Annotated in this window: 20 protein-coding genes, 2 tRNA genes and 1 riboswitch; of the genes, 5 read left to right on the top strand and 17 right to left on the bottom strand. The window is 28.9% G+C overall.

The genetic code is table 11. The features are described 5' to 3' along the window. Nucleotides 1–86: 86 nt before the first annotated feature. The 7 genes from M2651_RS04895 to polA all read right to left on the bottom strand — a co-directional run bounded on the left by M2651_RS04895 (nucleotide 87) and on the right by polA (nucleotide 6,890). The gene (locus tag M2651_RS04895) at nucleotides 87–719 is read right to left on the bottom strand and encodes a C40 family peptidase (RefSeq protein ID WP_252131226.1); all 633 of its coding nucleotides are present in this window, start codon (nucleotides 717–719) and stop codon (nucleotides 87–89) included. After that, a riboswitch (cyclic di-AMP (ydaO/yuaA leader) is annotated at nucleotides 720–852 on the bottom strand. A gap of 99 nt (nucleotides 853–951) precedes the next feature. Continuing rightward, nucleotides 952–1,464, bottom strand: coding sequence for a GNAT family N-acetyltransferase (locus M2651_RS04890; protein ID WP_252131225.1), 513 nt, complete (start codon nucleotides 1,462–1,464; stop codon nucleotides 952–954). A gap of 146 nt (nucleotides 1,465–1,610) precedes the next feature. Continuing rightward, the gene (locus tag M2651_RS04885) at nucleotides 1,611–2,768 is read right to left on the bottom strand and encodes a DUF4317 family protein (protein WP_252131224.1); all 1,158 of its coding nucleotides are present in this window, start codon (nucleotides 2,766–2,768) and stop codon (nucleotides 1,611–1,613) included. 141 nt (nucleotides 2,769–2,909) lie between these two features. Next, nucleotides 2,910–2,994, bottom strand: a tRNA-Leu gene (locus M2651_RS04880). 56 nt (nucleotides 2,995–3,050) lie between these two features. Then, on the bottom strand, nucleotides 3,051–3,620 hold the full coding sequence (locus M2651_RS04875; RefSeq protein ID WP_252131223.1) for a lytic transglycosylase domain-containing protein: 570 nt from the start codon (nucleotides 3,618–3,620) through the stop codon (nucleotides 3,051–3,053). After that, complete coding sequence (gene coaE, locus M2651_RS04870) at nucleotides 3,617–4,234, bottom strand: dephospho-CoA kinase (RefSeq protein ID WP_252131222.1); 618 nt, start codon at nucleotides 4,232–4,234, stop codon at nucleotides 3,617–3,619. The genes M2651_RS04875 and coaE overlap by 4 nt, the downstream gene beginning before the upstream one ends. Nucleotides 4,235–4,259: 25 nt before the next feature. Next, complete coding sequence (gene polA / locus M2651_RS04865; RefSeq protein WP_252131221.1) at nucleotides 4,260–6,890, bottom strand: DNA polymerase I; 2,631 nt, start codon at nucleotides 6,888–6,890, stop codon at nucleotides 4,260–4,262. Nucleotides 6,891–7,119: 229 nt separating this feature from the next. On the opposite strand from polA, the gene M2651_RS04860 reads away from it, so the two are divergent. Further along, a tRNA-Leu gene (locus tag M2651_RS04860) sits at nucleotides 7,120–7,201 on the top strand. A gap of 203 nt (nucleotides 7,202–7,404) precedes the next feature. Here M2651_RS04860 and M2651_RS04855 read toward each other — a convergent pair. The 4 genes from M2651_RS04855 to M2651_RS04850 are packed head-to-tail and all read right to left on the bottom strand — an operon-like array spanning nucleotide 7,405 to nucleotide 8,109. Beyond that, entirely contained in the window at nucleotides 7,405–7,653 is a 249-nt protein-coding gene (locus tag M2651_RS04855) for a hypothetical protein (protein ID WP_252131220.1), read from the bottom strand. 25 nt (nucleotides 7,654–7,678) lie between these two features. Continuing rightward, entirely contained in the window at nucleotides 7,679–7,813 is a 135-nt protein-coding gene (locus M2651_RS14315) for a hypothetical protein (RefSeq protein ID WP_286207937.1), read from the bottom strand. A gap of 17 nt (nucleotides 7,814–7,830) precedes the next feature. Then, on the bottom strand, nucleotides 7,831–7,956 hold the full coding sequence (locus M2651_RS14310) for a hypothetical protein (RefSeq protein WP_286207936.1): 126 nt from the start codon (nucleotides 7,954–7,956) through the stop codon (nucleotides 7,831–7,833). Between the two features lie 21 nt (nucleotides 7,957–7,977). After that, nucleotides 7,978–8,109: a CPC_1213 family protein gene (locus tag M2651_RS04850; protein WP_252131219.1), complete on the bottom strand. Its 132-nt coding sequence runs from the start codon at nucleotides 8,107–8,109 to the stop codon at nucleotides 7,978–7,980. 207 nt (nucleotides 8,110–8,316) lie between these two features. Here M2651_RS04850 and M2651_RS04845 point away from each other — a divergent pair, with 207 nt between their 5' ends. After that, nucleotides 8,317–8,805: a DUF4883 family protein gene (locus M2651_RS04845; protein WP_252131218.1), complete on the top strand. Its 489-nt coding sequence runs from the start codon at nucleotides 8,317–8,319 to the stop codon at nucleotides 8,803–8,805. 72 nt (nucleotides 8,806–8,877) lie between these two features. Here the strand turns inward: M2651_RS04845 and M2651_RS04840 are convergent, their stop codons facing one another. The 6 genes from M2651_RS04840 to M2651_RS04815 all read right to left on the bottom strand — a co-directional run bounded on the left by M2651_RS04840 (nucleotide 8,878) and on the right by M2651_RS04815 (nucleotide 14,173). Next, nucleotides 8,878–10,284: an aminopeptidase gene (locus M2651_RS04840; protein WP_252131217.1), complete on the bottom strand. Its 1,407-nt coding sequence runs from the start codon at nucleotides 10,282–10,284 to the stop codon at nucleotides 8,878–8,880. Nucleotides 10,285–10,355: 71 nt separating this feature from the next. After that, nucleotides 10,356–11,294, bottom strand: a complete 939-nt coding sequence (locus M2651_RS04835) for a magnesium transporter CorA family protein (RefSeq protein WP_252131216.1) — start codon at nucleotides 11,292–11,294, stop codon at nucleotides 10,356–10,358. 36 nt (nucleotides 11,295–11,330) lie between these two features. After that, nucleotides 11,331–11,879 (bottom strand): 5-formyltetrahydrofolate cyclo-ligase, encoded by a 549-nt coding sequence (locus tag M2651_RS04830; RefSeq protein ID WP_252131215.1) that lies wholly within the window; start codon nucleotides 11,877–11,879, stop codon nucleotides 11,331–11,333. A 5-nt stretch (nucleotides 11,880–11,884) separates the two neighbouring features. Beyond that, nucleotides 11,885–12,787: an HPr(Ser) kinase/phosphatase gene (hprK, locus tag M2651_RS04825; RefSeq protein WP_252131214.1), complete on the bottom strand. Its 903-nt coding sequence runs from the start codon at nucleotides 12,785–12,787 to the stop codon at nucleotides 11,885–11,887. Between the two features lie 15 nt (nucleotides 12,788–12,802). Further along, nucleotides 12,803–12,991, bottom strand: a complete 189-nt coding sequence (locus M2651_RS04820; protein ID WP_252131213.1) for a DUF896 domain-containing protein — start codon at nucleotides 12,989–12,991, stop codon at nucleotides 12,803–12,805. A 138-nt stretch (nucleotides 12,992–13,129) separates the two neighbouring features. After that, nucleotides 13,130–14,173: an FAD:protein FMN transferase gene (locus tag M2651_RS04815; RefSeq protein ID WP_252131212.1), complete on the bottom strand. Its 1,044-nt coding sequence runs from the start codon at nucleotides 14,171–14,173 to the stop codon at nucleotides 13,130–13,132. A 414-nt stretch (nucleotides 14,174–14,587) separates the two neighbouring features. Between M2651_RS04815 and M2651_RS04810 the strand changes: the two genes are divergently transcribed. The 3 genes from M2651_RS04810 (at nucleotide 14,588) to M2651_RS04800 (ending at nucleotide 15,943) form a co-directional block, all read left to right on the top strand. Further along, nucleotides 14,588–14,968, top strand: coding sequence for a NusG domain II-containing protein (locus tag M2651_RS04810; RefSeq protein ID WP_252131211.1), 381 nt, complete (start codon nucleotides 14,588–14,590; stop codon nucleotides 14,966–14,968). An 11-nt stretch (nucleotides 14,969–14,979) separates the two neighbouring features. Next, a complete protein-coding gene (locus M2651_RS04805) occupies nucleotides 14,980–15,522 on the top strand; it encodes a Gx transporter family protein (RefSeq protein ID WP_252131210.1) in 543 nt (180 codons plus the stop codon). Between the two features lie 235 nt (nucleotides 15,523–15,757). Further along, the gene (locus M2651_RS04800; RefSeq protein WP_252131209.1) at nucleotides 15,758–15,943 is read left to right on the top strand and encodes an aspartyl-phosphate phosphatase Spo0E family protein; all 186 of its coding nucleotides are present in this window, start codon (nucleotides 15,758–15,760) and stop codon (nucleotides 15,941–15,943) included. Nucleotides 15,944–16,423: the final 480 nt, after the last annotated feature.

Genomic DNA, 16,423 nt, shown 5'->3' with positions numbered 1-16,423 from the left:
AGTTATATCATATTAAATAATATTTATAGAAGAATAGTTTTATGATAAAAAATAAAAAACTCGGCAGCTTTGCCGAGATACATTAATTATTTAAGTATTCTTTTTGCTCCAACTAATCGGGATGAATAATAACCTTCTGACAAGCTGCTTACTATAACTCCTGTTTTAGAGCTTGATGCATGAATAAATCTTCCACCACCGATGTAAATACCTACATGTGATATTCCGCCATAAGTATTGAAAAATACCAAGTCTCCTGAATTTAAATCTCCTTTTGCAACCACTTTGCCAACAGCATACTGACTAGCAGCGTTATGTGGTAAGTTTACTCCAAAAGCTCTGTAAACATATGAAGTAAACCCTGAGCAATCAAAAGCATTTGGTCCTGAAGCCCCCCATATGTATGGCTTGCCTAAAAATTTGTATGCATAGGAAACTACACTGCTGCTTCTCTCTGAAACATTTGACACTGCTTGATTTAGGCCACTTCCACCTCTATTAACAGCAGTCTTTTTCGCTGTGACAACTGTTTTAGATGCAGGTTTAGCTGGAACTTTAATTGTTTTATTTGAGCTCAAACTAGCTGAACGAACAGCCACACTTAGCTGACCTTTAATAGCCGCATCTGCTTTAACCTCATATGAATTAATTTTAGCAATTACACCTAAAGCTATTAAAGTAGCAACAAAAAGGAATGATTTAGTTTTTAAACAGTTCATTTGTTACCTCCCTCTTGCTTCCGGAGTTAGCTGACGGGTGCGGGTGAAGGTGCCCTACTGACATAAATAATCAGATTAACCCCAACATACTGGTTCCTCCGTACCTATAAATAGGATTCAGCATATTTTTATTATATTTAATTATATGAAAGCCTGTCAATAAATTTCACCTAAAAGGAATTTTTATTACAAAATAAGAAAACTTTTGTTAATTTACTACGTATTTATAATTTTATACTTCTGTTTTTAAAACAAACATATCCATATTTCGTCCATCTATATTAAAGAAATCCTTTGAAACTCTTATAAGTTTAAAATTATTTTTATTCCAAAACTTAAGTGCTCTTGTATCTTTTTCGCACACTCCAGTATAAAAATTATAAATTCCAAACCCATTTGAAAAATAATTTTGTAAACTTTTAATTATTTGACTTCCTATACCATTGCCTCTGTAGAGATTATCTAAAAGAAAATACCATAACCAAACTTCATTTGGATTCTTAAATTCTATTCTTCCCTTAAGTATACCTATAAGATTATTATGTTTATTTATTTTTAAAAAAAACTCACCTTCACTAACATAATACTCTAGAAATCTCTCATAAAATTCCTTAAGTTCCATTGGTTTATTAGTGTCTTTAAAATTACACTGCTGATAGTTTATCCACTTTTGTATAGTAACTATATCTTCTCTTTCTATACTGGAAATATTTATATCATCTATATCAATATGTATGTCAAACATAAATTCACCCCTTAATTACTTTAATTCTACATCAATATTAAAATTCCTTTTTTAAAAGTAATTTTCTTTAATATTATAAAAAAGAGGTTAATACTGTAAAAAATAAAAAATAGTATAAACACCCTAAATAAGCTAGGGCATTTATACTACTCTTCTGTTGTAAGTTTAAACCCTTCAACTATTACATCGTCATTAAGCTCAATAACTAAACATCTTTCACCATTAGAACCTTTTACCTGCCTTATTCCGCTTAAATTTTTAGGATTCATACATATAGATATATCATCATTCCATACTTTTAAAGATTTTGAATTAAAATCAGGCAAAATATTGCTAACGGTAAACTTATATTCTTTTCCACAACTATCTTCAAACACATTATCTATAAACTCGATATCCTTAACTTCAATATCTTTTAAAATATTTTTCATATCACTTAAACTTATAGTAGCTTCCTCGTCTTCCTCAGCAAAATCCTGAATCTCGCTTATTTTTGAATAGATGCTTTCAATTACTTCTGGTTTAACACTTTCTCCTACTACATTTTTAATAATGTTAGTAAAGCAGTTTTTTTCCTCTTCTGCAGTAAGTCTCATGTTACAATTTAACACCTTATCTATAAACTTATAATTTAAATCCTTTAGCTTAGAATTATAAAATAGTACTTTATTAATATCTAAACACCCATTCTCAAAGGAAGGAAACATAAATCCATCTAATGGGGATTTTAAATTAATATAAGTATCCAACATGCTGCTTGGCTTAAATTCTCTTTCTTTATAGTTAAATACTAATGTCTTTTTAAATGGTTCTACCTTATTAATTGTTCCCATTATAAAGGGAAGTGCTTGTACAACATCATCTTCTCCATGTATTTCACTTTTATTTTTGCTATTACTTGCCCTCCAATATTCACCTTTTATTAAGGTAACAACAACATCTGAATCATATGTATAGTTTTCTAAAACTTTACCTACAAATTTGTTATTATATTCTATATAAGATTCCTTGTCCTCACTTTTTAACATATCATTTAACAGCAGCTGCGATTCGTTATACCCATCTGTAATTTTAAACTGCAGCTCAAATAGTTTTGTATTTAAAGTGCCTCCAACAATCTTTTTAAAGTTATTTAAATAAAGCTCTTGTGCTTCAGCATCTAGCATTTGAAAATAATTCAAATCAGTATATATTACGTTACCATTATCTTTTTTTATATAAGCGTTATATATCTCTTTAATACTTAATAGAGCACTATCTAATTTAAATTCTTTTTTCATTTTATTTAACTCTTTTTTATTCATATGTATCCCCCATCTTATATGAATTTTATAACTATTATATACCAAATATAGCAATTAATTCAAATACATTGTTTAACAATTTAAAATACCAATTCAAAAAAAATAAAAAAATCCCTTATTAAAGGGATTTAAATATCTATCTGGTGCAGATGATGGGATTTGAACCCATACGCCCTGTGGACACTACCCCCTCAAGATAGCGTGTCTGCCGTTCCACCACATCTGCATTACAAATAATATTATACTATAAAAGTTATAAATGTCAATAAAAAATCTATGTTATTAATTATGAACTTTTAATTTTTTTCCATATAGAAATTTATAAATATTATAGTTTACTTTAACCCTTTTTACATATTGATCCGTTTCTTTAAAAGGTATATAATGCAAATTCTTACCGTCCTTGGAATTATTTAAATCAGCTAACCATTTTTGTACATTCCCCCTTCCTCCATTATATGCAGCAAGCACTAAATCCATATTGCCTTTGAATTCTTTCTTTAAATTATCAATATACCAACAACCCATTTTTATATTAAACTCTGGTTCTAAAAGCATGTCTTCTTTATAATTTTCTATCTTCATTTCTTTGGCAGCCCACTCACCAGTTAAAGAGGTTATCTGCATTAGTCCATAAGCACCTTTATTGGATTTTGCCTTAGGTTTAAAATTACTCTCTGTCTTAATTACTGCTGCAACTAGATATGGACTCAAATCATATTCCTTAGAATATCTTAGTATCCATTCTGTATATCTTAATGGAAAACAAAGTTTTACTATATAAAAAACATTAATAATCAGAAGCAAAATTATTACCAAAATAAAAGAACTTGTTAAGCTTTTAAATCTCATCTTTCAACCTCGGCTTCATAAACTTCATAAATTCGACTCAATACTTTTTTAACTTGTTCTTTTGTTTCTTCTATGCTTCCTCTGTTATCTATAACAAAATCCACATATTTTATCTTCTCATCCAAAGGCATTTGTGATTTTATTCTAAACATTACATCTTCTTCACTAAGCAAATCTCTGTTTATAACTCTTTTAATTTGCAAATTTAAATCTACCCATACCAAAACATTAAAATCCATTGCTTTATGCAAATTGTTTTCTATTAAAGTAGGAGCATCTACAACACAGATTTTCTGTCCTGATTTATTATATTGCTGAGCTTTATTAAATATTTCTTTTGTTATATATGGAAGTGTTATAGCTTCAAGTTTCTCTTTCTTAGTTTTATCTCTAAAAACAAGGTTTCCAAGTTCTCTTCTTTTTAAGTTGCCCTGTGCATCAAAAAATTGCTGCCCAAATTCATTTTTTATATTTATAAGTATCTGAGGGTAATTTATAAGTATTTCTCTAGATATTTTGTCTGCATCAATAACAGGAATATTATATTCCAAGAAAATTTTGGATACAGTACTCTTTCCGCTACCTATTCCCCCTGTAAGACCTACTTTTATCATTCTCCTCACCACAATTCAAATAAAATTATTTAGCCTCGTACCAGGTTTCCCCAATATTTACATCTGCCTCTAACGGAACTTTTAGGCTTAAAACTTCCTCCATCTCTTTCTTTACAATAGCTTTTACCTGTTCTAATTCATCCTTGTAAACATTAAGAATAAGCTCATCATGCACCTGTAGTATTAATGTACTTTTTAATCCTCTCTTATTAAGTTCTTTATGTACATTAACCATAGCAAGCTTAATTATATCTGCAGCACTTCCTTGAATTGGAGTATTCATAGCCAATCTTATCCCCAAAGCTTTTACCACTCTATTTGTGGACTTTATTTCTGTTATGTATCTTCTCCTATTTAAAATTGTAGTAACATAGGAATGTTCTTCTGCATACCTAACTATATCATCCATATATTTTTTAACATTAGGATATCTATCAAAGTATGTATCAATATAATCTTTAGCTTCCTTTTTTGTAATTTTTAAATCTTTAGCCAAACTAAAATCTCCAATACCATAAACTATACCAAAATTAACAGCCTTAGCTCTGCTTCTCATAAGTGAAGTAACTTCATTTAAGGGAACTTTAAAAACTTCTGAAGCAGTCTTAGTATGTATATCACTGTGATTTATAAATGCATCAATCAAATTTTTATCATCAGCTATATGGGCAAGTACTCTAAGTTCAATTTGAGAGTAATCTGCTGATAATATTACGCAATTTTCATTATCAGGAACAAAAACCTTTCTTATTTCCCTTCCCATTTCGTACTTTATAGGTATATTTTGAAGATTAGGCTCAGTACTGGATAATCTTCCTGTAGTTGTAACAGTTTGATTGAAACTGGAATGAATTTTGCCATCCTCATCTATAACATTTTTTAAACCTTCCACATAAGTTGAGTAAAGCTTTGTCAATTGTCTGTAATATGTAATTTTATCAATGATAGGGTGTCTGTCTGAAAGTTCTTCTAGAACCTCAGCATTTGTTGAATATCCTGTCTTTGTTTTCTTAATTACAGGAAGATCCAATTTTTCAAATAAAATTTTACCTAGCTGCTTAGGTGAACTTATATTAAACTCTTCTCCAGCCAGCTCAAATATTTCTTTTTGAACAAGCTGTATTTCATCTTTAAATTTCTCACCAATTATATTTAACTTTTCACTATTCACCTTAAATCCTTGACCTTCCATAAATGCAAGAGTCTCAGTTAAAGGCTGCTCAACTTTATACAACAGCTGCTCCATTTGAAATTCTACTATCTTCTGTGAAAGAGATTTGTAAAGCTCCTTCAGACAACAAGTCATTTTTATATTAAGTTCATCTCCATCTCCATCAATATCTATTTTTAAATATTCCTGAATAAGAGTTTTAAGTTCATATTTTCCTTTAGAAGAGTCTATAAGATAAGCTGCCAGTTTAGTATCAAATATAACACCTTTTAATTTAATGCCTAATTTATTAAACAAAAGATAAGACAATTTATTGTCATGCCCTATCTTTTCTACAGAAACATCTTCAAGCTTACATTTTAAGAGATTTAAAGCATTTTCCTTATCTTCCTGAAGCAGATTTTGGAACATAACAATATAATTTTTATCTTCAGTTGATATATATATATTATTTATTTTACTTTTAGAGTAAACATTTAAATGCAATGCATTGATACTTATATATATTCGGCTTTTTATATTTTCCACCATAACTTTAAGTTTTTCTAAATTATCTACAGTCTCAAATTCAAATTCCTCAACACTTCTCTTTTCCAATACCTTATCATTAGAATTTTCTTTTGGAAGCTTATCAAGCAAAGATTTAAATTGAAGTCTGAAGAACATCTGTCTAAGTCCTTCTACATCATAATTTTGTTTTGATTTTATTGAATTTAAATCTATTTCAATAGGCACATAGGTTATTATAGTAGCAAGTTTCTTGCTTAATATAGCTTGTTCACTGAATTCCATTAGATTTTGTCTCAATTTGTTTCCAGCAATATTATCTACATTTTGCAGCACATTTTCAATGCTTCCATATTTTTGTATAAGCTTATAAGCAGTCTTTTCTCCTATACCAGGTACCCCCGGAATATTGTCAGAACTGTCTCCCATAAGCCCCTTAACATCTATAAATTGAACTGGTGTTATTCCAAACTCTTCTATCATCCTGTTTTTATCATAAATTTCTTTTTCCGAAATACCTTTTTTAGTTATTACTACTTTTATATTATCTGAAGCAAGCTGCAAAGCATCTCTGTCCCCAGTTACTATATAAACTTCAATTCCCTTATCTTCTGCAAATACTGCCAATGTACCTATTAAATCATCAGCCTCAAAACCATCAATTTCAAAAATATCAATAGCCAAAAGCTTTAAAAGTTCTTTTAATACTGGAAACTGTTCATTAAGCTCCTGAGGCATTTTTTTTCGACCTGCTTTATATTCTTTATATTCTTGATGCCTAAAAGTAGGAGCTTTTCTGTCAAATGTACACACTATATAATCTGGTTTTATATCTTCTTTCATCTTAAACAGCATGTTTGTAAAACCGTAAAGAGCATTTGTATGCAATCCTTCAGTATTTGTTAACAGCGGAAGTGCATAAAACGCTCTATTCATTAAACTATTTCCATCTAAAATTAACAGTTTTTCTTTACTCATAAATTTCTCTCCAATTCTCATATATTACAATTCTACAGCTCGATACAACTATTTACAATCTGTATTTAGAGTTTAAAAATACTTCCTCAAATAGTAGCTCATATTTTATCCTTATATTTATTTCTATTCTAATTTTCTTATATTGAACTATTATATCATTTATAAATAATATTGTTAATATGTATTGCATTTTCCTTTTATATATGTTATTATTATAAATGTAATTTTTGCCGATGTGGCGGAACGGCAGACGCACTCGACTCAAAATCGAGCGGGAAACCATGTGGGTTCAAATCCCACCATCGGCACCATAAAAAACACACTTTTTATAAAGTGTGTTTTTTATTGCGAAAAAAGGCAGTTATCCATATTAATCTGCCTACACTATAAATTATTTAATGTACATTAATATTCTTCGTTTAGACTTCTTCTTCTAGGTCCTTTTTTGTCTTTTTCATCTTTTATCTCTACTCTATTAGGCTCTTTATTTTTTGCTTTATGCTTGTTGCTTTCTTTAGTCATTTTCTAAACCCCCTTTAACATTTATCTTATACTTAGTATCTATAACATTATTAAGTTCATAAATATGAGGTTTAATATTCACTTCTTTTATACTGCAATTTTCATTATATCCAACCTGAGTAGTTGGTCTATTTACAGTTGGCTCTTTTGTATAAGCTATATTACTTACGTTATTATGCTCCTTGTAGCTTTTTATTTCTTCAGAAGTTAACTCTCTTCCTTTCATAGAAGTTCTTATCATAGAGTCACCGCCTTTATAATGTAAATTATTCTATGGGGTCTCCATTGTAATTTTCAAATTTAGGTGGATTATGCTTTTTAGATAATTTTCCTTCTGCTCTTCTTACTTCATTCTGTTTATTTTCTTTATTACTAAACTTGTTATTTTTTTTATTAGTCATAGCATTGCCACTCCTTCTTATTCTGTTCCTCTTATTAATCCTTGAGTCTTATGCTTTTGCATTTCATGTTCATGTATTAACTCAGGTTTTGATGGTTTTTTGTTTTCTTTTTTAGTTGACTTTTTAGTTTCTATATGACTCATTAAATCAACCACCCTTTCATTTTAATGTTTTATACCAGGGTCATCAAATACTGCTCTTGAGCTCTCTGCTTGAGGATCATGTTTAATATTTTTCTTTTTGAATTTTCCATCTTCCTTTTTATTATTAAAAGTATATCTCATTTTATTTTGCATATTCAACTCCCCTTTCATATATTAGATTTTCCACTCCTATAGGTTTTATTCTTTATAAAAATTAAAAAAACATAGTAAAAAGTATCTATATTAAGAAATTAATTGATTTTGTTTATAATTTTATTTTCAATAAAAACATATATTTGTAATATTCATAAACTATTAAACATATTTTTATTTTGAGAGTATGAATAATAGGGTGATTAATTGAAAAAGAAATTACTTAATATTTTTATATTTCTAATTATTCCTGTTATTTTAACAGGATGTACTGTAAAAATAGGCAGTTATACAATAAATAACTTTACTTTAACAAGAAAAAAGCCTAATAATTTATATTATACTAACAATCTTGTAAAAAACTTAACTTTTGAAACTACCTTTAAAGTAAATGCTTTAGATACAAACTTTTATAAGGAAAAAGAACTTTCAAAAGAAGACATTGATACAATAAAAAATTTTACAAAAGCTTTAAAAAAGACTAATTTTATAGAAAAACCTAAAGAACTTCCAGAAAAGGCTTCTTATAAGCTATATTTTACTTTTAACAAAGATAAATATGTAATAAATATTTATAACGAAAGGTACATATCAGTTTATCCCTGGGATGGAACTTATTCTATGGATTATATAGACATGACTGGAATACAGCCACTATATAATCTATTTAATTTATGTGAATACTTATACAAGTAATATATTTTAAAAAATAAATAAAAATCTTGCACAAAAAAATTTGCAAGATTTTTATTTATTATTTTTATATTTTTATGATTCTTTTAAAAATGCGTAGTATGCCTTTACAGCTTCATAAATATCTGCTTTACTTGCAATTTCCCAAGGAGCATGCATATTATGAAGTGCAATACCACAGTCTATAACCTGCATATTATATTCAGCAAGTATATAGGCTATAGTACCTCCACCACCTTGATCAACTTTACCAAGCTCTGCCGTCTGCCACACTACTCCATGCTTTTCCATTATAGCTCTAAGTTCAGCTATAAACTCAGGATTAGCATCATTACAACCTGATTTTCCTCTTGCTCCAGTATATTTATTAAATACTATACCCTTTCCAAAGTAAGCTGCATTCTTTCTTTCCATAACAGAAGGAAAATTAGGATCATAGGCTGCACTTACATCAGAAGAAAGCATCTTAGAATTTGAGAGAGTTCTCCTTAACTTTAAGCTGCTGTATTCACCAGACAGCTCCATAAGCTCGGCAACAACATTTTCAAAAAATTTAGAATGCATTCCTGTAGCTCCAACACTTCCTATTTCTTCTTTATCTACAAATATTGCTGCACAAGTTTTATCTGTATTTTGAATTTTCATAAGTGCCTCAAAAGAAGTATACGCACATACTCTGTCATCTTGACCATAAGCAAGCACCATACTTCTGTCAAGGCCGTAATCTCTTGCTGTACCTGCTGGAACTACTTCAAGTTCAGCTGATACAAAATCTTCTTCAACCATGCCATATTTATCATTTAATATTTTAAGAATATTAGCTTTAACTCTTTCTTTAACATTTTTATCTTCTATTGGGATACTTCCAACTAATATATTAAGGTCTTCTCCTTCAATTCCTTTATCTAGCTTTTTTTGAAGCTGATCTGCTGACAAGTGTACTAAAAGATCAGAAATACCTATAACAGGATCATTTTCATGTTCACCTATAACTATATTAATTATTTTTCCATCCTTTTTAACTACAACACCATGAATAGCAAGTGGTATAGTAACCCATTGATACTTCTTAATTCCACCGTAATAATGCGTTTCAAACATAGCCAAATCAGTATCTTCATAAAGAGGATTTTGCTTTAAGTCAAGCCTTGGTGAATCAACATGTGCACCAAGAATTTTCATTCCTTTTTCAAAAGGCTCAGAACCAATAACAAATAAAGCCAAAGTTTTATTCATATTATTGGCATACACTTTATCTCCTGATTTTAGTCTTTTATTTTCTTTAATGAGAGTTTCTATATTTTTATAACCAGATTTTTCAGCTATAGAAATAAACTCACTAACACATTCCCTTTCAGTTTTACATCTAGACATAAAACTTTTGTATCTATCGCTTAATTCAAAAACCTTCTCTATATCCTCCTTAGAATACTTATCCCAGGCATATTCATATTTTTTACTTAAATTCATATTATTTTCCATAAATATTTTCCTCTCTATAGCTCATTTTATATTTATATGTACATTTAACAAGTTATTATATAAAACACAAATTAAAGCCACCTTTTTTTCTTAAACAAAAATAATAAACCTACAGAAATTAAAATCATCATGAAAGTAACTATATAATAACCATATTCTAATTCTACAAAAGGAATATTTCTAAAATTCATTCCATACATACTTGTTATTAAATTCAGCGGTAAAAATATGCTCGCAATCAGTGTAAAGACCTTCATGAGTTCATTTGTCTTATTTGAAATCTCAGATTCAAAAGCTTCTCTAACCAAGGCTAAATCGGAAACTAAACTTTCAAGAGACAACATAAGTTTTTCAATTTTATCACTAAGATTTTTAAAAAAAACTATATTTTCATCTTCTATAATGCAATTTTCATTGCTAACCAAACTATCCCCAATATATCTTAAAGGATTTAAATACTTTCTGATTTTATAAACTTGTCTTCTTAAATGGATAAGTTCATCTATTTGTTCCCTTCTTGGACTTCTTAGTATATTTATTTCTATTTTATCAGCATGAGCTTCTAAGGAAGATATTACATCATAGTTTCTCAGTATTATCCTGTCAAGTATGTAGTATAAAACAATGGAAGCATTAGGTTTTTCTTTTAGTATGAATATATTTTTGCATTGTTCTATATCATTTATTAAATCTTGTATAATACTAAGTTCATCTTTATATACTGTTATGATATAATCTTTACTTAAAAAAATATTTAACTCTTTAGAAATTACTTCAGACAAATTATATTGTAATATATTAAAAACTATAAACATATATCCTGCAAAAAAATTCAGCTTAGGGAACTGGTCTAAGTTAACACATTCTTGGAGGCTTTCTTCATCCAGTGCCAGAACTGATTTAATCTTATACAGTTCATCTGCTTTTAAAACAATCCAGTAATGACTCTTCCCTATCTCTAATTTTTCGTCTATAATTTTAAAGTTATTTAATATATCAAATATCAGCATAAATTCACCTGATTTATATTTTTTAGTTAAAGACAGCTAGTCTGTAATAATAACGTCCATAACTACATCGTGCTCTTCCTTAGGTACTTCTGATACAAGCTGAAATCGGTAAGCCAATCCAACCTTTTTGATATTTTTTTTCGCAGCTTTTATATATTTGTCATAATATCCTGCACCATATCCAACTCTACCACCCTTTTTATCAAAAGCAAGGCCTGGAATAATCATTAATTCAATTTCTTCGGGATTTATAATATTTGAAAAATTTTCAGGCTCTAATATACCAAAAGAATTTCTCTTAAGCTCTTCAATGGTATTTATTCTAACAGCCTTCATGCCTTTAGTTTTATTTATTATCTTAGGTACACATATAATTTTATTATTTTCCAAAGCATGTTTAATTATTCTGTGCGTATCTACTTCAGAATTAAAGCTTACATATACAAAAATAATACTAGATTTATTATAATATTCACTGTTAATAACCTTATTAAAAATGACTCTATCGTACTGATCTTTTTCTTCAGCTATAATAAAATCCCTTATAGTTTTCATATGGTTTCTTAATTGATTTTTTTCCATCATACTTATTATCCTAAACCAATTCTGCTATTTATTGTATCTACCGGTGTAATCTTAGAATTTAAACTGTACCTATAATTAGCAGCAGCTGCCTCAATAATAACGGCAAGATTTCTTCCTGGTCTAATAGGCAAGGTCATTTTCTTAACAGGTACATTTAATATTTCAATATATACATTATCCGTACCTAGTCTATCATAATTCTCATCATCTTTCCATTGTTCAAGATAAATCACCATATGAATTGTTTTTTCAGTAAGCACAGAACTTAATCCATATAAGGCAGGCACATCAATTATTCCCATACCTCTAACTTCCATCATTCCAGAAGTTATATAAGGCGCTCTTCCTCTTAAAATACCATCTATTTCTTTTATATCAACAGCATCATCTGCTACTAATCTATGACCTCTTTTTATAAGCTCTAAAGCAGTTTCACTTTTACCAATTCCACTTTCTCCTGTTATAAGTATGCCTATTCCATATACATCTACCAGAACACCATGCATTCTAGTTTCAGGCGCAAGCTTGTCATCAAGGTAAGTGGTAAGCTTACTTATAAAACGAGTTGTAATACTAGTTGTTCTAAGCACCCACCTATTATTTTCCTTAGCAGCCTCAATAAACTCATCATGCGGCTCTAATCCTCTGCTTACTACAATACAAGGGGTTTCAAATTGAAAGAATTTTTTTAACCTTTTTTTTCTAAGCTCTGGCTGCATTGCATCCAAAAAACTCCATTCTGCCATTCCGACTATTTGCACTCTTTCATTAGCAAAATAATTATAAAATCCTGAAAATTGAAGACCAGGTCTATTTAAATCACTTAAAGTTATTTCTCTATTCTCCTTTCCTTGAACAATTATTTCAAGTTTTAAATCTTCAATTAAATTTTCAATAGTAACAGCCATTTAAATTATCTCCTTTCAATTTAATCTCTTCCTGTCAGTTTTTCTTTCTATAGTTTCCAGCTGCGCTCTGAAATTTCTTTTAACATTATCAATGTATTGCCTTCTTAAAATCTTCTGTTCCTCTTTCTCTTCATCTGTAAGTCCTATTTCCTGACTTTTTTTATAAAGATAATTTATTCTATTTATTAGTTCATCAATATTCATAGTTTCACCTCATTAGTTTAGTTTCTTTTTATTTTACATTATATAACTATTAATTCAATAGTAAAAGTAAATATTATTAAAACTTGCAAAAAATAGAGCCTTTTGTTTCAAGCTCTATTTGTTAAGCTCTATTTTTATTTATTCTATAAGTTTAAAACTATTATCTGTCAACTGAAAATTCCCTTTCAACGAAGGGCTTATATAAATCTTATTATCTTTTGTTATAAATATTGCATCTACACCTTTTAAAGTTTTTATAAGCTCCATACCTTTTTCAACACCTAAAGCAAATATCTTAGAAAGTCCATCTCCATCAATAGACTTATCGGTTATAATAGTAACGCTTAAAAGTTCATTATCTACTGGGTATCCTGTATTTTTATCCAATATGTGATGATAAATTTTATCATTTACTTTAATATATCTTTCATAAATTCCAGATGTTACAACGGTTTTATCAGATACTCTTACAGTTCCTACGTAATTTCCCCTATCATCGAAAGGATGCTGAACTCCAATAGTCCACGAGCTGCCATCAGGTCTTCCACCTAGTGTCATTACATTTCCGCCCAAATTTACTATAGCATGCTGAACTCCTCTCTCTTTTAAAATTCTAACAGCTTCATCAGCAGCATAACCTTTTGCAATACCTCCTAAATCTATCATCATTCCCTTTTCCTTCAGCATGATTTTACTTTCACTTTCATTAAGCAGCACCTTATTATAGTCTACTAATGGCAATCTATCTTTTATTTCCTTATCTTCTGGAATTCTTGCATTAACCGCATTATCAAAACTTATATTCCATAATTTTACAAGAGGCCCTATTGTAATATCAAACTTATTATATAAGGAACTATAATAAATACCTTTTTTAATTACTTCAAAGGTATCATCTGAAACCTTAACATAATCTTTACCAGCAGCACTATTTATATCTATAACTTCACTTTTATCCTTATTAATACTCATCTTGTCTTCAATTTCTTTCAATCTGTTAAATACTTTTTCAAAGGTTTCGTCAGATATATTATCATATAACTTTATAGTACAAGAAGTACCTAAAATAATCTGTGTCTTAGATACAGGCTGAGTATTTTTTTGACATCCAAATAAAACAGAAAATGAGGTTATAATAACAGATAATAAAAAAAAGATATTTTTTTTATTTATAATTTTCATTATAATTCCTCCATAATAAAAAGATATTAGAACCATAATAAATAATATTTATTATTATATCACAAAAAAGTTAAACCTCAATGAAAATGTTATAACCACATTTATACTATTTCCTATATATTTTGTTAACATATTAATTAACAACATTCTCTTACATTATCAATGTGTTACTATTTATTTAAAAACAAACATTTTATTTAGTAGTATTTAAGATATTTTTTCCCTATTATTTATTTTAAAAAAAATAGTTCATATCCAGCTATACACTTATAGTATTTTTTGTATAAAATAGAAGGTGAAGATTTTAAAACTACATTATTATGTAATACCATATCTTAAAATTAATAAAAACTTACCTTAATATTAAACATGATAATATAGAAATTAATTAATATAGAGAAATGAGGAATTTTCATGAAACTGAAACCATTAGATATTGTAGTTATAATAGTATTAATTGTGATAGCTTTAGTTTTCTCTGCCATTCCATTTATCAACTCTTATAAAACCTATAATGCCAAATATGTTGAAATTGAAGTTGACGGTAAGCTTTATAAAAAGTTTCTCTTGGATAATAACCACAATGAGAGAATTAATATACAAACGGATCTTGGAAAAAATATAGTAGATATATCAAATGGCAAAGTGAAAATACTGGATGCAGACTGTCCAGATAAGATATGTATTAAAGATGGTTCAATAGATAAACCTGGTCAGATACTTGTATGTCTGCCTCATAAAGTGGTAGTTCAGATTAAGGGACAAAATATAGAAACTGATGATTTATCGTTTTAATGGAGGTTCTCATGAAAAAGACTCATAAACTAACCTTTATAGCTCTTCTTGTTGCACAGGCTCTTGTACTTTACATAGTTGAAAATTTGCTTCCAGTACCATTTATAGCTCCTGGTGCAAAACTTGGACTTTCAAACATTATTACATTAATTTGTTTGTACCTTTTTAATTTAAAAGATACTTTTATAGTTCTAATTTTAAGAATTTTACTTTCTACCATATTTGGGGGTTCTGTATCAAGCTTGCTATACAGTATTATTGGAGGCATTTTTAGCCTTATAGCAATGTACTTAATTAAAAGATTAGGTAAAGAATATATAAGTATAATTGGTGTAAGTATAACTGGAGCTTTTTTTCATAATTTAGGTCAAATTTTTGTTTCTGCAATAATAATACAAAACATAAATATAATTATTTATCTTCCTGTTCTTTCTGCAGCTGGAATAGGAACAGGTTTTTTCATAGGTATAACAGCTAGATATCTAATGCTTTATGTAAAGAAATTACCTTTTTATTCATCCGTAAGCACTAATAAAACTTTTAAAGGTGAATAAATAATATCTAAAAAGTAGACTTTTTTCGTCATTTACATATATTACCAAACCCCTAATTTTCAACACTCTTCCTAATTTTCAATTGTAAAACCTTTGTATATATTCTAATAATTACCACAACGATAGTTTTTTATGTAAATTTTTGAATTATATTGGCTTATAAATTGTATTCCAATCTATCTAAAATCTGATAAAATATAAATACAAAGAATATTAATCAAATGAGGTAATATTTATGGAAGTAAATTTGCAGATACTAACTGAGAAAATAGAAAAATTAAGAATATTATTATACAATTTAATAAACAGTAATAAACAGCTTACTGATAAATCAGTAGTAGACTGCAGCCAACAATTAGACAAGCTTCTTTCTGAATATGAAAACTACAAAAAAAATGTTAATCCAAAAGATGCAGCTTAATATACACCATCAAAAAACAATAAACCACAAGTTCTAAGAACTTGTGGTTTTAATGTGCGCCCGGCATGGGCGTAATCTTGTCGGTGAAAGTCCGATACGGGGGTTGATAGTACCAACCGTTAGCTTAAGACAAGGGTGTCCACCGTGAGGTGGAATCTGAAGGAAGTCGGCGGCAAAGCTCTGGTCTGACGAACAGAAACTACATATAAGGCATATGCTTGTGGGTGAGTTTGCATTACAAAACAAAGCCCAAAGACTATCCCAAACAGGCGGTGTAAATGTAGCAGATATATGGAGTGAAAGATTACGTTCTTACCCGGGGAGGTCTGATAGATAAGTTATGGATATGAATTTAGAAATAACAACCCATGCAGTGATGTATGGCTGAACTATCAGAAGTCAGCAGAGGTCATAGTACCACGTAATACGCGTTAGCGTGGGAAGGACTGAACAATAGGAGGTTTTGGAATTTTGAAGGAT

The organism is Clostridium caldaquaticum, assembly GCF_023806125.1.
GTDB classification, from domain to species: Bacteria; Bacillota; Clostridia; order Clostridiales; family Clostridiaceae; genus Clostridium_AT; species Clostridium_AT caldaquaticum.
The sequence above is the reverse complement of the archived record's forward strand: the minus strand, read 5'-3'. Positions and strand labels throughout refer to the sequence as shown.

Bases quoted from the DNA above. Each gene is read 5' to 3' on its own strand.
- M2651_RS04895 (WP_252131226.1), bottom strand. From the start codon at position 719: ATGAACTGTTTAAAAACTAAATCATTCCTTTTTGTTGCTACTTTAATA.
- M2651_RS04890 (WP_252131225.1), bottom strand. From the start codon at position 1,464: ATGTTTGACATACATATTGATATAGATGATATAAATATTTCCAGTATA.
- M2651_RS04885 (WP_252131224.1), bottom strand. From the start codon at position 2,768: ATGAATAAAAAAGAGTTAAATAAAATGAAAAAAGAATTTAAATTAGAT.
- M2651_RS04875 (WP_252131223.1), bottom strand. From the start codon at position 3,620: ATGAGATTTAAAAGCTTAACAAGTTCTTTTATTTTGGTAATAATTTTG.
- coaE (WP_252131222.1), bottom strand. From the start codon at position 4,234: ATGATAAAAGTAGGTCTTACAGGGGGAATAGGTAGCGGAAAGAGTACT.
- polA (WP_252131221.1), bottom strand. From the start codon at position 6,890: ATGAGTAAAGAAAAACTGTTAATTTTAGATGGAAATAGTTTAATGAAT.
- M2651_RS04855 (WP_252131220.1), bottom strand. From the start codon at position 7,653: ATGATAAGAACTTCTATGAAAGGAAGAGAGTTAACTTCTGAAGAAATA.
- M2651_RS14315 (WP_286207937.1), bottom strand. From the start codon at position 7,813: ATGACTAATAAAAAAAATAACAAGTTTAGTAATAAAGAAAATAAACAG.
- M2651_RS14310 (WP_286207936.1), bottom strand. From the start codon at position 7,956: ATGAGTCATATAGAAACTAAAAAGTCAACTAAAAAAGAAAACAAAAAA.
- M2651_RS04850 (WP_252131219.1), bottom strand. From the start codon at position 8,109: ATGCAAAATAAAATGAGATATACTTTTAATAATAAAAAGGAAGATGGA.
- M2651_RS04840 (WP_252131217.1), bottom strand. From the start codon at position 10,284: ATGGAAAATAATATGAATTTAAGTAAAAAATATGAATATGCCTGGGAT.
- M2651_RS04835 (WP_252131216.1), bottom strand. From the start codon at position 11,294: ATGCTGATATTTGATATATTAAATAACTTTAAAATTATAGACGAAAAA.
- M2651_RS04830 (WP_252131215.1), bottom strand. From the start codon at position 11,879: ATGATGGAAAAAAATCAATTAAGAAACCATATGAAAACTATAAGGGAT.
- hprK (WP_252131214.1), bottom strand. From the start codon at position 12,787: ATGGCTGTTACTATTGAAAATTTAATTGAAGATTTAAAACTTGAAATA.
- M2651_RS04820 (WP_252131213.1), bottom strand. From the start codon at position 12,991: ATGAATATTGATGAACTAATAAATAGAATAAATTATCTTTATAAAAAA.
- M2651_RS04815 (WP_252131212.1), bottom strand. From the start codon at position 14,173: ATGAAAATTATAAATAAAAAAAATATCTTTTTTTTATTATCTGTTATT.
- M2651_RS04810 (WP_252131211.1), top strand. From the start codon at position 14,588: ATGAAACTGAAACCATTAGATATTGTAGTTATAATAGTATTAATTGTG.
- M2651_RS04805 (WP_252131210.1), top strand. From the start codon at position 14,980: ATGAAAAAGACTCATAAACTAACCTTTATAGCTCTTCTTGTTGCACAG.
- M2651_RS04800 (WP_252131209.1), top strand. From the start codon at position 15,758: ATGGAAGTAAATTTGCAGATACTAACTGAGAAAATAGAAAAATTAAGA.